At 67.3% G+C, this 13,133-nt stretch carries 14 protein-coding genes and 2 tRNA genes; 7 read left to right on the top strand and 9 right to left on the bottom strand.

Annotation, left to right across the window (positions count from 1 at the left end; genetic code table 11):
* Window positions 1–2: 2 nt before the first annotated feature.
* Window positions 3–1,421, bottom strand: a complete 1,419-nt coding sequence (lysA, locus tag QXH22_RS13925; protein WP_306245222.1) for a diaminopimelate decarboxylase — start codon at window positions 1,419–1,421, stop codon at window positions 3–5.
* Window positions 1,418–3,070: an arginine--tRNA ligase gene (argS, locus tag QXH22_RS13920; RefSeq protein ID WP_306276050.1), complete on the bottom strand. Its 1,653-nt coding sequence runs from the start codon at window positions 3,068–3,070 to the stop codon at window positions 1,418–1,420. Before argS ends, lysA begins: the two co-directional genes overlap by 4 nt.
* A gap of 115 nt (window positions 3,071–3,185) precedes the next feature.
* On the opposite strand from argS, the gene QXH22_RS13915 reads away from it, so the two are divergent.
* Window positions 3,186–3,258 (top strand) — tRNA-Arg (locus QXH22_RS13915).
* Between the two features lie 239 nt (window positions 3,259–3,497).
* A complete protein-coding gene (gene rimI / locus QXH22_RS13910; protein ID WP_306276049.1) occupies window positions 3,498–3,983 on the top strand; it encodes a ribosomal protein S18-alanine N-acetyltransferase in 486 nt (161 codons plus the stop codon).
* A gap of 2 nt (window positions 3,984–3,985) precedes the next feature.
* Here rimI and QXH22_RS13905 read toward each other — a convergent pair whose 3' ends face one another.
* Genes QXH22_RS13905 through QXH22_RS13895 form a run of 3 tightly spaced genes read right to left on the bottom strand, consistent with a single transcriptional unit; the run spans window position 3,986 to window position 5,359 of the window.
* Window positions 3,986–4,285 (bottom strand): hypothetical protein, encoded by a 300-nt coding sequence (locus QXH22_RS13905; protein WP_306276048.1) that lies wholly within the window; start codon window positions 4,283–4,285, stop codon window positions 3,986–3,988.
* 26 nt (window positions 4,286–4,311) lie between these two features.
* Window positions 4,312–5,163 carry a virginiamycin B lyase gene (locus QXH22_RS13900; protein ID WP_306276047.1) on the bottom strand — a complete coding sequence of 284 codons (852 nt, stop codon included), beginning with the start codon at window positions 5,161–5,163 and terminating at the stop codon, window positions 4,312–4,314.
* 7 nt (window positions 5,164–5,170) lie between these two features.
* On the bottom strand, window positions 5,171–5,359 hold the full coding sequence (locus QXH22_RS13895) for a hypothetical protein (RefSeq protein ID WP_306276046.1): 189 nt from the start codon (window positions 5,357–5,359) through the stop codon (window positions 5,171–5,173).
* 179 nt (window positions 5,360–5,538) lie between these two features.
* On the opposite strand from QXH22_RS13895, the gene QXH22_RS13890 reads away from it, so the two are divergent.
* Window positions 5,539–5,609, top strand: a tRNA-Ala gene (locus QXH22_RS13890).
* A gap of 28 nt (window positions 5,610–5,637) precedes the next feature.
* On the opposite strand, the gene QXH22_RS13885 is transcribed toward QXH22_RS13890, so the two are convergent.
* Together QXH22_RS13885 and QXH22_RS13880 are read right to left on the bottom strand one after the other, a co-directional pair.
* Window positions 5,638–6,252, bottom strand: coding sequence for an isoprenylcysteine carboxylmethyltransferase family protein (locus QXH22_RS13885; protein WP_016895219.1), 615 nt, complete (start codon window positions 6,250–6,252; stop codon window positions 5,638–5,640).
* A gap of 34 nt (window positions 6,253–6,286) precedes the next feature.
* Window positions 6,287–6,883, bottom strand: a complete 597-nt coding sequence (locus QXH22_RS13880; RefSeq protein ID WP_016895220.1) for a bifunctional 2-polyprenyl-6-hydroxyphenol methylase/3-demethylubiquinol 3-O-methyltransferase UbiG — start codon at window positions 6,881–6,883, stop codon at window positions 6,287–6,289.
* An 82-nt stretch (window positions 6,884–6,965) separates the two neighbouring features.
* Here QXH22_RS13880 and QXH22_RS13875 point away from each other — a divergent pair, with 82 nt between their 5' ends.
* Complete coding sequence (locus QXH22_RS13875; protein ID WP_082658790.1) at window positions 6,966–7,346, top strand: metalloregulator ArsR/SmtB family transcription factor; 381 nt, start codon at window positions 6,966–6,968, stop codon at window positions 7,344–7,346.
* The gene (locus QXH22_RS13870) at window positions 7,343–9,301 is read left to right on the top strand and encodes a cation-translocating P-type ATPase (RefSeq protein WP_016895223.1); all 1,959 of its coding nucleotides are present in this window, start codon (window positions 7,343–7,345) and stop codon (window positions 9,299–9,301) included. Before QXH22_RS13875 ends, QXH22_RS13870 begins: the two co-directional genes overlap by 4 nt.
* A gap of 72 nt (window positions 9,302–9,373) precedes the next feature.
* Here the strand turns inward: QXH22_RS13870 and QXH22_RS13865 are convergent, their stop codons facing one another.
* Entirely contained in the window at window positions 9,374–9,703 is a 330-nt protein-coding gene (locus tag QXH22_RS13865) for a hypothetical protein (protein ID WP_016895224.1), read from the bottom strand.
* A gap of 15 nt (window positions 9,704–9,718) precedes the next feature.
* Entirely contained in the window at window positions 9,719–10,816 is a 1,098-nt protein-coding gene (locus QXH22_RS13860; RefSeq protein WP_016895225.1) for an XRE family transcriptional regulator, read from the bottom strand.
* A 270-nt stretch (window positions 10,817–11,086) separates the two neighbouring features.
* Here QXH22_RS13860 and QXH22_RS13855 point away from each other — a divergent pair, with 270 nt between their 5' ends.
* Entirely contained in the window at window positions 11,087–11,788 is a 702-nt protein-coding gene (locus QXH22_RS13855; RefSeq protein WP_231752585.1) for a hypothetical protein, read from the top strand.
* A gap of 11 nt (window positions 11,789–11,799) precedes the next feature.
* Window positions 11,800–12,897, top strand: a complete 1,098-nt coding sequence (locus QXH22_RS13850; protein WP_231752584.1) for a tyrosine-type recombinase/integrase — start codon at window positions 11,800–11,802, stop codon at window positions 12,895–12,897.
* Window positions 12,898–13,133 lie beyond the last annotated feature (236 nt).

Raw genomic sequence — 13,133 nt, 5'->3', positions numbered from 1 at the left:
GTTCACCTCACTTCCAGACTCAGCAGATCGTCGACCGTCTCGCGGCGCAGGATCAAGCGGGACTCCCCCGCTTTCACCGCGACCACCGCCGGGCGGCAGATCATGTTGTAACGACTCGACAGGGAATAGCAGTAGGCGCCGGTCGCGGCCGTGGCGACCAGGTCACCGGGCCCGACGTCGTCGGGCACCCACGCGTCGCGCACCAGGATGTCGCCGGTTTCGCAGTGCTTTCCGACCAGCCGGGCCTGGGTGGCAGGTGCATCGCTGAGCCGCGAAACCAGGCGGACGTCGTACTGGGCGTCATACAGGGCGGTGCGGATGTTGTCGCTCATGCCGCCGTCGACGCTGACGTAACGCCGGTTGGCGGTCGCACTCACGTCGACGTCCTTGATGGTGCCGACTTCGTAGAGCGTGATGGTGCCCGGCCCGGCGATGGCACGTCCGGGTTCGACCACCAGCCTCGGCGTGGGCAGGCCCACGGCCGCCGATTCGTTGCGGACAATGGCGCTCAGCTTCTCCGCCAGCTCGGCGATCGGTGGCGGGTCGTCCGGTGCAAGGTACGAGATCCCCAGGCCGCCACCGAGATCCACTGTCGACACCTGCGCGGTCTTGTCGACGCCAAATTCGGCGACGATGTCGCGCAGCAACCCGATGACCCGGTGTGCGGCGATTTCGAAGCCGGCGACATCGAAGATCTGCGACCCGATGTGGCTGTGCAGCCCGACCAGCCGCAGGTTGTCGGCGGCGAACACCTGCCGCACCGCGGCCATGGCCGCGCCGCTGGCCACCGAGAGCCCGAACTTCTGGTCTTCGTGTGCGGTGGAGATGAATTCGTGGGTGTGCGCCTCCACGCCGACGGTGAGCCGGACCAGCACATCCTGGACGATTCCGGCCTCGCCGGCGATCGCGTCGAGCCGCTCGATCTCGATCAACGAGTCCAGAACGACATGGCCGACGCCGGCTTTCACCGCCGCGGTCAGCTCGGCCACGGATTTGTTGTTGCCGTGCAGGGTGATTCGTTCCGGCGGGAAATCCGCGTTCAGCGCGACGGCCAGCTCGCCGCCCGAGCACACGTCAAGCGACAGGCCTTCCTGCTCGATCCACCGGGCGATCTCGGTGCACAGGAACGCTTTTGCGGCGTAGTGGACGTTGGCGCCGCCGCCGAAGGCCGCGGCCGTCTCCCGGCAGCGGGACCGGAAGTCGGCTTCGTCGATGACGAACAGTGGAGTGCCGTACTCCCGAGCAAGGTCGGTCAGCTTGACACCGGCGATCTGGACAATCCCGTCGTCGCCGCGAACGGTGTTGCGCGGCCACACATTCGGTGCCAGGCGCAACAGCTCTTCGGGCGACTGCGGGCGCGGCGGGCTGTTGGCCGGCCGGGTCTCCTCGGCGTGCCGGGGTCCGGCGGGGTGGACGTTCACATTCTCTCCGGGGCGCTGACTCCGAGGATGGCCAGTCCGTTGGCGACGACCTGGCGGGTGGCCTGGCACAGCGCCAGCCGCGCGGTGTTCAGGTCGGTGGGTTCTTCGTCGCCCTGCGGCAGGATCCGGCAGGCGTCGTAGAACCGGTGGTAGTCGCCGGCGAGATCTTCCAGGTAGCGGCAGATGCGGTGCGGTTCGCGCAATGCGGCCGCGGTCTTGAGGACCCGCGGGAATTCGCCGATGGTGCGCAGCAGCGTGCCCTCTTTGTCGTGGCTCAGCAGTTCCAAGTGCGCCGTGTCCGGGATGAGGCCCAGTTCGGCAGCGTTGCGCGCCAGCGCGGAAAGCCGGGCGTGCGCGTATTGCACGTAATAGACCGGGTTTTCGTTGGACGCCGAGGACCACAGGGCCAGATCGATGTCGATCGGGGTGTCCACCGAGGAGCGGATGAGGCTGTACCGGGCGGCGTCGACGCCGATGGCCTCGACCAGGTCGTCGAGGGTGATGACGGTGCCCGCCCGCTTGCTCATTTTCACCGGTTGGCCATCGCGGACCAGGTTGACCATCTGCCCGATCAGCACCTCGACGGTGGCCGGGTCCTCGCCGAAGGCGGCCGCGGCGGCCTTCAGGCGCGCGATGTAGCCGTGGTGGTCGGCGCCGAGCATGTAGATGCACAGGTCGAACCCGCGTTGCCGCTTGTCCAGGTAATAGGCGAGATCACCGGCGATGTAGGCCGGGATGCCGTCGCTCTTGATCACGACGCGATCTTTGTCGTCACCGAAAGCGCTGGTGCGCAACCAGGTTGCGCCGTCCTTCTCGTAGATGTTGCCGGTATCGCGGAGTTTCGCGATGGCCTGCTCCACCCGGCCGCTGGTGTGCATCGAGTCTTCGTGGGTGTAGACGTCGAAGTCGGTGCCGAACTCGTGCAGCGATTCCTTGATGTGGGCGAACATCAGGTCGACGCCGATCTGACGGAACGTCTCGTGCATCTCGGCGTCGGGCAGGCTCAGCGCCTCGGGTGCCTTCTGCAGGACCTGAGCGGCGATGTCGTTGATGTAGGTGCCCGCGTAGCCGTCCGCCGGTGCGGGCTCACCCTTGGCCGCGGCAACCAGCGAGTTCGCGAACCGGTCGATCTGCGCGCCGTGGTCGTTGAAGTAGTACTCACGGACCACCTCAGCGCCCTGGGTGGTGAGCAGCCGGCCCAGCGCGTCGCCGACGGCGGCCCAGCGGGTGCCGCCGATGTGGATGGGTCCGGTCGGGTTCGCCGAGACGAATTCCAGGTTGACTTTTTGGTTGTCGAGGACGTGGGAGTGGCCGAATTGGTCGCCTGCGTCGATGACGTCGTTGACGATCTTGGCCTGCGCCGAGGCCTCGAGGCGCAGGTTGATGAAGCCAGGGCCGGCCACCTCGGCCGAGGCGATGCCATCGGCCTGCGCCAGCGCTTCGGCGAGCCATCCGGCCAGCTCACGAGGGTTGGCGCCGACCTTCTTGGCCAGTTGCAGGGCCAAGTTGGACGCATAATCGCCGTGATCAGGATTACGCGGACGCTCCACGGTGACCGTCGGCGGCAGTGCGGACACGTCGAGGTCGTGCTCTGCAAGCACCGCGGTCGCGGTGGTTTTGAGCAGCTCAGCGAGGTCGGCGGGGGTCACGAGCGTCCATCCTATTGGCTGGGGTGCCCGCGCCCCGAATCCATTACCGGTGCTCGGGTGGTCACCGGGATGCGCTACTCTGGCGGGGCCCAATGGCGCAGCGTTCCGCTAGTGCGCCCCCGTAGCTCAGGGGATAGAGCGTCTGCCTCCGGAGCAGAAGGCCGCAGGTTCGAATCCTGCCGGGGGCACCCACCGTCGACCAACGAACCGACGACGTTGATCGCGAACCCGTTCGCGCCGTTTCCGTCCGCAATCTCCACCCCGCTCATCGCGATCTGGACGAAGCGCATCCACGTCAGAACAAAGGCGCATGACCGCCTCCATGACCGTGTGCTCTACTTCGAGAAGCAAGCTGCCGACGACAAGAAGGCGTGTTGAAGTCGTTGATCTCGATCCCAAGCTCTCGACGTCCGGCCGTCGCGAGCCGATGACCGAGCCCATGGAGCCGGTGGTGATCGGTGCACTGGTACCGGCCGACGTCGACAGATGCGCCGAGTTGGACGCCGTTTTATTCGCCGGTGAACAGCCGTGGTCGGCGGCCGTCTTCGCCCGCGAACTGGCCAGTGCGGACAGTCTTTTCGTCAGCGCGCGCACGGGCGGGACGCTGATCGGCTACGGCGGAATCGCGTGTTTGGGTTCCACGGGTTTTACCGGTGTGTCGTTCTACGAGGTGCGCAATATCGGCGTGGACCCCGCATTCCAAGGGCGCGGCGTCGGCCGCCGCCTATTGGACGAGCTGCTGACGTTCGCCGGGGGCGGCGCGGTGTATCTGGAAGTTCGCTGGGACAACGAAGCGGCTATCGCGCTGTACCGCGACGTGGGATTCGACCAGGTGGGCGTCCGTCCGGGGTACTACAACGGCGTCGACGCGTTGACGATGCGGCGCGAGCCGCGGCCGTGCACGCCAACCTAGCTCTACTGTCGCCGGTAGCGCCGAACGGGCACATGGCCCCTGACCTTGACTTCGACGTCGGCGCCGGCTCCCCCGACTTCCTTCACGGTGAACGTGTACAGATCACCCAACGGGCTACCGAGCATGGGCTCCCCCAGCGTCTCGACAAACCACTGGACTCCGGGCTGGTCGCACGGCGGCCTCGATGCCCTGTTCTCGTCGAAGTGCCATTTCACATCCGAGTTGCCCACCGGGAATTCGATGTTGTCGTCGCGCCGGATCTCCGCGGCGGGAATGGTGTCAAAACCCTGGCCCATGGTCACCGCTACGAGATTAGTCGTGAGGGCCCTCAGACCGTCGGCAACCGCATCACATACCCCGCCTCCAGCGCCGCCCACAACGCACCGTCCGGTCCGATCGCCAGGCCGTGCGGCTCGCTGCCGGCAGGCAGGTCGATCAACGACATGTCACCATCAGCGGTCACCCCCGCGATCTGGTCGGAACCCCACAGGCTCACCCACACGCCACCGGTTGGATTGGCGATCACCGCATGCGGTTTGCCCGGCAACTCCAGTTCCTGGATGGCGTCGTCGATCGGGATACGGCCGAGCTTGCCGGCCCGGATCTCGGTGAACCACACGGCGTCGTCGTGGGTGGCAGCGATGCCGACGGGACCGGCGCGCGGTGTCGGCACGTCGCGCAGCGTCACACCGCCCGACGGCTCCAGCCTGCCGATCGCATTGGCCCCGTTGAGCGTTAACCACAGCGCGCCGTCCGGGCCGGCGGTGATCATCGACGGTGTGCCGCCCGGGAACGCCACGTCGGTGACCACCCCGTCGACACCGATCCGGCCCACCACTCCGGACGTCATCGCGGTGAACCACAGCGCCCCATCGGGTCCCGCAACGAGGCCGAATGGTGCACTGCCACCGCGCAATTCGAATTCAGAGAGATCACCACCGGTGGTAATCCGCCCGATCCGATCGTCACCGTTACGGGTGAACCACAGTGCGCCGTCGGGTCCCGCAGTGATGATCGACGGCTTGCTCTCCGGCGCAACGGGATACACGTCGAGGCCCCCGTCGCCGGTCACACGGGCGATCTCGCCGCTGTGCACCAGCGTCACCCACATTGCGCCGTCCGGCCCCGCGGCCAGCGCATACGGGCCACCCGCGACGGCCACATCCAGAATGCGACTCATCCGAGACCTAAACCGTTTCCGGACTGGGTGTTTCGCCGAACCGGGCCAACACCAGCGTTGCCGCCACCGCAATCCCCAAACCCGCGGCCACCATCCATCCGAGACCTTCTCGAGTTTGGTCGCCGAGCCAAACCACGCCGATGATGGCCGGCAAGACGGTTTCACCGACCACCATTCCCGCCACCGCTGTGGTCACCGATCCACGATGCAGCGCGGAGGTGAGCAGCAAGAATCCGGCGATTCCGCCGACGGCACTGGCGTACAAGGCCGGGTTCGCATAGAAGGCGGCCTTGGTGGGATCGATTCTTATCTCTAGGAGAGGTAGATGAAAGTGGGTGTGACCAGCGGTGATACCGCCACGGTCATATCCATGACGGGGCCATAGTTCAACGGTAGAACGGGGCCTTTGCAAGGCTCAAATCGGGGTTCGATTCCCCGTGGCTCCACCTTTGGTCGGTACGGCCGGCGGTGACACTACGCCCGTCTGATCCGCCCGATGCCGGGCAGGAACCGGTCGACAGCCTCACAGTAGTCGCGGTAGGCCTGGCCGTGGGTGGCGGTGAGGTAGGGCTCTTCGATCAGGCGGACCTGCAGTTGACTACCGATGATGATCATCACGACGCCGGCGAGTGCAATACCGTTGGGAACCGCAAAGGTTAGTCCGATAACCATGACGTTGATCGACGTGTAGATGGGGTTGCGCACGATCGCGAAAATGCCGGTGGTGACCAGTGGCGGGCGTTCGGTGGGGTCGACAGTGGTGCGCCACGAAGATCCCATTGCGCGTTGGGCGCCGAACGCGGCGAACACGCCCAGTGCGGCGAGCATGATGCCGGCGACGCGGCTGGGCCCGTGGTCCAACAGTGGCACTGGCTGCAGGCCCAGCAGTTCGGCGATGGGGGCGGCGATGCCGGGCAGCAGCATGCCGGAGGCCAGGGTTCCTCGGGCCCACCACTGTTTGGGTGTGCGAGGGATGCGGATGCCGCTGTCGCCGGTGCGATGGCGTTGAATACGGGCTCGCACGTAGCCGTCGAGCAGCCAGAAAGCCGCGACGAGGAGCAAGGCGATGATGGCGTACATCGCGGACATCGTGGTCGGCTTTCGTGGTCGCGGGGGTGGCAGGTCAGATCTTTCGGGCGGCCCCGATGAAGAGGAGCCCGCGAAGGTGGTGTTCGATGCGGGCGGTGCCGTGCAGGCCGTGGCGGGCCAGTTCAGCGGCGAATTCGTCTGACTCGAAGCGGTTTTCGCGTGGGTGCACGGTGAATGTGCGGAACGCCCAGGTGTCGAGCATGCGGCGTGGAACTTCCTCGAACAACAGCAGCCCACCGGGGCGCAACACTCGGGCGATCTCGGCGACGGCCAGCTGCCAGTGCGGGACGTGGTGGATGATGCCGAAGTCAACGACGGTGTCGTGGCTGGCGGTCGGCTGATGGATGTCGCAGACATCGCCGACTGACAGGGATACGGGCCTGTGATGGAGGCGTTTGCGGGCGAGCTCGACCATGGTGTCGTCGAGGTCGAATGCGGTGACGTGGCGGGCCTGGAGCCGGTCGAGGATGACTTCGGAGCCGACACCTCGTCCGCAGCCGGTCTCGAGTACGTCCTGGCCGGTGAGGTCGCCACCGGCGAGGCGGCGAAACCATGCGGCTTCCCGATGGTGTTGATGGGCAGCCCGAATCGGGTTGTTCATCGCTGCCCGTTCGATGGTGTTGAGCTTCACCGCGCCACCTCAGCCTTCATCAATCGCAAGCGCTGTCATCGACTAATTCCGATCAATCTAGGTTGTAGGCTATCATCGCGATATGTCGATGAAAAGTATGGGTGCTGCGCCGCCGAGTGCATCGCGCGACGAGTTGGCGGGGGCGGTGGCGTTGTTTCACAGTCTGTCCGATCCCACCCGGTTGGCGATCGCCCGCCGCCTAGCTGGTGGTGAGGCTCGGGTGGTGGATCTGACCGGTGAGTTGGGATTGGCGCAATCGACGGTGTCGTCGCATCTGGCGTGCCTGCGCGACTGTGGGCTGGTGGATTTCCGGCCCCAGGGCCGCGCCTCGGTGTATCGGCTGGCCCGGCCGGAACTGCTGGACATGTTTCGCGAGGCCGAGGCGGTGTTGGAGGCGACCGGCAACGCCGTCGCCTTGTGCCCCAACTACGGCCACCCGACTGAACGGAAGGTAGCGCGATGAGCGAGGCGTGCGGCTGCGGCAGCGACGACCGCAACGAAGGCGAGCAGGAACCCGAACGGCTCTGGGAGATCACCGAACTACGCGCGGCCGCAGCCGCGGGGGTGGTGCTGCTGGCCGGCTATGCGGTCGGCTGGTCCGGCGGCCCCCATGTGGTCGAAATCGGCCTGTATGCGCTGGCGTTGGCGATCGGGGCCTACACGTTCGTACCCTCGACGCTGCGCCGGTTAGCGCAAGGCAAGATCGGGGTCGGCACGCTGATGACGATCGCTGCCATCGGCGCGGTGATCCTCGGCGAGGTCGGCGAAGCCGCCATGCTGGCGTTCCTGTTCTCCATCAGCGAGGGCCTCGAAGAATACTCACTGGCCCGGACCCGCCGGGGACTGCGCGCGTTGTTGGCGCTGGTGCCCGACGAGGCCACCGTCCTGCGCGACGGCGCCGAAATCACCATCCCGCCAGCGGAGTTGCGGGTCGGTGACCGGATGCTGGTCAAGCCCGGCGAACGGGTCGCGACCGACGGCACCATCACCTCGGGGCGCACCGCACTGGATGTCTCGGCCATCACCGGCGAATCCGTTCCGGTGGAGGCCGGACCCGGCAGTGATGTGTTCGCCGGATCGATCAACGGCACCGGGGTGCTCGAAGTCGAGGTCACCTCCAGCGCTGCTGATAACTCGTTGGCCCGCATCGTGGCGATCGTGGAGGCTGAGCAGTCCCGCAAGGGCGCCAGCCAGCGCCTGGCCGACCGCATCGCCAAACCGCTTGTTCCGGCGATCATGGTCGCGGCCGCGCTGATCGCCGCCATCGGTTCCGTGTTGGGTGATCCGCTGGTGTGGATTGAACGTGCCCTGGTCGTGCTGGTGGCCGCCTCCCCGTGCGCGCTGGCCATCTCGGTGCCGGTCACCGTCGTCGCCGCGATCGGCGCCGCCTCCAAGCTCGGCGTCCTCGTCAAAGGCGGCGCCGCGCTGGAAGCCCTCGGCGCGGTGCGCACCGTCGCGCTAGACAAGACCGGCACCCTGACCGCCAACCAGCCCACCGTCATCGACGTCGCCACCACCAACGGCAACAGCCGCGACCACGTGTTAGATGTGGCGGCGGCGTTGGAGGCCCGCAGCGAACACCCGCTGGCTGCAGCGATTCTCGCCGCCACCGAGGGGCCGGTCCAACCAGCTGAGGATGTGGAGGCGGTGACCGGGGCCGGACTGCTCGGCCACCGTGACGGCCACCGGCTACGGCTCGGGCGCCCCGGCTGGCTCGACCCCGGACCCTTGTCCGAACACGTCGCGGCCATGCAGGCCGCCGGCGCCACCGCCGTGCTGGTCGAAGACAACGGTCAGGTCATTGGGGCGGTCGCGGTGCGCGACGAACTGCGGCCCGAAGCCGCCCAGGTCGTCGAACACCTGCGCCGCGGCGGCTATCAGGTCGCCATGCTCACCGGCGACAACCAAGCGACCGCCCAAGCCCTGGCCCGCCAGGTGGGGATCGATACGGTGCATGCCGATCTGCGGCCCGAAGACAAGGCGGCGCTGATCGGTCAACTGCGCCAACGCTCCTCGACGGCCATGGTCGGTGATGGCGTCAATGACGCCCCCGCTCTGGCCACCGCCGATTTGGGGATCGCGATGGGTGCGATGGGCACCGACGTGGCCATCGAAACCGCCGACGTCGCCCTCATGGGTGAAGACCTGCGCCACCTCACCCAGGCCCTGGCCCACGCGCGGCGAGCCCGGCGCATCATGCTCCAAAACGTCGGCCTCTCACTGGGATTGATCGCAGTGCTCATCCCGCTCGCCCTCACCGGTGTGCTCGGCCTGGCCGCGGTCGTCGCGGTGCACGAACTCGCCGAAATCGTCGTCATCGCCAACGGTGTCCGGGCCGGGCGCACCAAACCACTGGCACAGCCAGGCCGGGACCATGATCCGGTGGCCGAAGTAGCCGCCTCCGCGATATCGCGTTGACCACCGGCATCATCCATCGCGTAACCAGCCAGGCGAGGAGGTCAGCAAGGTGTGGTGTTTGCCGATGACTTATCACGCCTTTGCGTCACGGCCGGCAGCGGTCAGGCCGAGACTGTGCGCTCGCCGCCAGGCGGCCGCCAGGTTTGCGCTTCGGCTCTTGCCTGATACCTGGCAGAGGTACGTGCTGCATTCTTTGTTGTTGGTCTGCCACCGCAGTTCGGCGTAGATACGCAGGTATCTGCGCCGCAGGACGACCCGTCCGAGCGCACCACCACTGTCGTTCACCACACGGCATCGGCGGCCGCCTGCGGCGTGGTCCTGCTCAAGGGCTTGCCCCTGCTTGGTCCAGTGGACCGGCGCTTTCCACTGCTCGTCGCGGACCGGGGTGCGATTCCAGCCCACGATCGCGCCCGGTGTTTAGACCATCGTGAGGTGCCGGGCGCCGGGCCTGTCGCTTACGCCGAAGAGCGCGCCGCGTTGCGCGCCGGTGAGCAGCGTAATGTCGTCGAGTTCACTGGCGGTGTAGCCGCCGGCCGCGAGTTGGCCGAGTACGTCGCCGACGAGACGGGGCATCTCCTCGGCCACGCCGGGGCGGGGGCCATACATGCGGCCGGTCTCGTTGAGCAGCCGGAACATCGAGCGGTACTGGTAGTCGGAGAGCACACCTCGCTCGCGGGCCCGCACGACCAGCGACGACGCGCTCACACCCCAGGTGAGGCGCAGCTCATCGAGTTCATGCACGGCCCGCACTGACACGCGGTCCAAGTCAAAGCCGATGTCGGCGATGGGGGCGAGGAACTCGGCGGCGAAACTGTTGGCCCGCCGCTCGGCCTCGGCGGGGCTGACCAGCGTCATCGCATCCATGACCAGGTGGCCGAGTTCGTGGGCCAGCGTCATCCGCATGCGGTCGGGCGGCCGGGCCGCGTTGACGTACACCAGGTGCGGGTGATACTCGCTTGCTCGCAGGGTCACCGCGTCGATCTCGTCGTCGAGGAAACCATCGACCACAACGAACACCCCTGCGGCTTCGAGCAATTCGGTCATCGAGCGGATCGGGCCGGCGACGCGCCACAGGCGGCGCAGAACCTGGGCGACGGTGATCTCTCCGAGCTCGGAGGCGTAGTCGGCCGGGTCGAGATCGGGAAGCGCAAGCTTGGGGTTGATGTCGGCGCGGGACACCAGGCGGCCGATCCGCATCGCGACAAGATTCGCGCGCGCCCACACGCGGTCACGCTTCCACTCGGCCGCACTCAGGTTGGCCCGGAAGTGGCTGCCCTGGGCCGGGGACCGGGTGAAGGGCACGCACAGCGCTTCCGGGCGGCATTCCATGGCCTGCGCGTAGTCGAGCAAGGCCTTCCCTGCCAGGGGCAGCAGCCCCGCCTCGACCCTGCTGACGTGCGAGGCCGACACCCCGGCCTCGTCGGCCAGGCGCTTTTTCGACCACCCACGCGACAACCGGGTCAACTGCACCATCACGCTGTTCGCCGCGTCGTCGTACGGGTCCGGTGCCGTCACAGATCGCCTCCCCAACCGTCTCGGTGCTGTCTTTCGACACTAGCCCGCCGCCGCCGCGAATTCGCGCAGAAACACCGTTTGATCTGCGTTTTCCCAGTTCACGCCCACTAACGGACGTGGGGCGTGTGTGGCTGGTGTGACGATAGCGCAACTCCAGCCCGTGACGCCTGCAGACCGGCTGCTCCGTATGCGATCGGCGTGTCTTCCGGCCTCAAACTTTACCCCGGTCCGCACGATTCTATGCAAGGTTTTCGGCTGAAAGGCGGGGTCGTGACAGCTCCGATGGATCAACCCAACACACCCGACCGTCCGGTCTCCCGCAAGGAGGCCCGACGGCTGCTCAACCAGGTGGCGGTCGGGGTGGGGGCGATGCTGCTGGCCGCCGTCGATGACTGGAACGCCTTGTCGGCCCGGCACTCCGCACATCTGCGAACCGTGATGCAAGGGCTCGGGCGCGGCACATATGTTGCGGCCGCCGTCGCGGCGGGCACCGATGTGTGGCTGAGCACCCGCGGCATGCATCCACCCGGACACACGGTCGTCAAGCCCTACCGCTGGCCCGAGATCAACAGCCGCGGCAAGACGCACATGATGATCCACCACAACGAGATGGAACCGACCACCCCGCGGCGGACCGCGTTCTTCACCCAGGATTCGGCGACCCTGGGCCTGATCGGCGATCCCACCCATTGCGAGCTGACCTGGGACTACGACATCGTCACCGACACCCATATCCGCCGGATCTGGGTCAGCGCGCCGGGCGTCGACTGGGACCGCTTCGAGGTTCCGATGGCCAAGGTGCAGGCCCAATACGCGACGTGGCGCAAGCGCGACATGAAGTGGCTGCCCGGGGCACTTCCTGCCGACACCGCCGCAGCCGCGCCGATGCCGGCCCGCCAACCGCAGGAAGACCTGCGGCCCGACATCCAGGTGCGGCCCCGGCGCCCCGAGGAAACCCGGGATGCCGAGTGAAGGCGGCACCGGTGACCATCCACGGACGGGCGTCGTGGACGGTCGTAGACGCTTCAGGCCTACCGGTCGGGGAGGTCGAGCAGTTCCTGCACTGGCTGCGTGCGATCGGCCGGTCGCAGAACACCGTCCGCTCGTATGCGCGCCACCTGAGCTTGTTCTACCGGTGGCTGGGCGCACGCGGAATCGACTGGGACGCCGTAGTATTCGACGCACTGTGTGATTTCGTGGGGGCGCTGTCGGCCGGTTTGCCCCCGCTGCCGACCCGGTCCGGTAGCCGGGCGCCGGGAACGGTCAAAGCGGTGAGCGCGGCCGTGCGCGAGTTCTACGAGTTCCACCGCGTCGAAGGCCGCGGACCGCAGGATCTGGTGTTGACCCGCAACCCGTCGCGGCTCCCGCGCCGGGCACACAGCTTCCTGGCCCACATCGAGCAACGCCACCCCAGCGCGGTCTCCCGGTTGACCCGGCCGGGCAAGCAGCCGGCAGAGACCGTGCAGCTGATCGACTTCGAGGCCGACTTCGCGACGTTGCTGGCGGCGGCGTCGACCCACCGCGACCGGCTGCTGCTCTCCGCGCTCTATGACCTGGGCCTGCGGGTCGGGCAGGCGTTAGGCCTACGGCACGCCGACCTGGACCCGATGCGCAAGCGAGTGCAGGTGTGCCGCCGGGAGGACAACGCCAACGGGGCGCTGTCAAAGCAGCGAGCGCAATTCGCGGTGGCCGCGCCCCGCCGGTTCTTCGACCTGTACGCCGCTTACCTCCTCAGTGAGATCTCCGACCTGGACAGCGATTACGTGTTCGTCAACCTGTCCCGGCCCCCGGTCGGCGGGCCGCTGTCGTACTCGAACGCCTACCAGATCATCGAGCACATCGGCTCCGTAGCGGGCCTTGACGGGCTGCACCCACACATGCTGCGCCATACCCACGCAACTGCGCTGGCCAAGGCCGGATGGACGTCGGCTGAGATCGCTGCCCGGCTTGGCCAGTCGCACGCCGCCAGCGCCGACGTCTACATCCACCTCGCCAGCGACGATCTGGCAGACCGATTGCGCCGCACCGAGCAGCTGGTGTGGGCGCCACCGCAGCGCGAGGCAGGCCATGAGAAACATTGATTCCCACCCTGACTCCACGCGCAGAGGCCGCCGTTCGCCGCTACGGGTACCCGACGGGCCGTGGTGTCAGCCGACGTGGCAGGTGGTCGAACCGGCCGGAGACCGCCGCCGCCAGGCGGCGGACCCCTGCGCCGTCGACGCATGCAACAGCGAGCGGTACTGGCTGGGCGGCCCCCACTCCGCAGGCGCCGAGCGGCGCGGATTGTGCTACGCGCACTACTTCCAATGGTTCCGCG

The organism is Mycobacterium sp. TY814 (genome assembly GCF_030755175.1).
Classification (GTDB): domain Bacteria; phylum Actinomycetota; class Actinomycetes; order Mycobacteriales; family Mycobacteriaceae; genus Mycobacterium.
The sequence above is the reverse complement of the archived record's forward strand: the minus strand, read 5'-3'. Positions and strand labels throughout refer to the sequence as shown.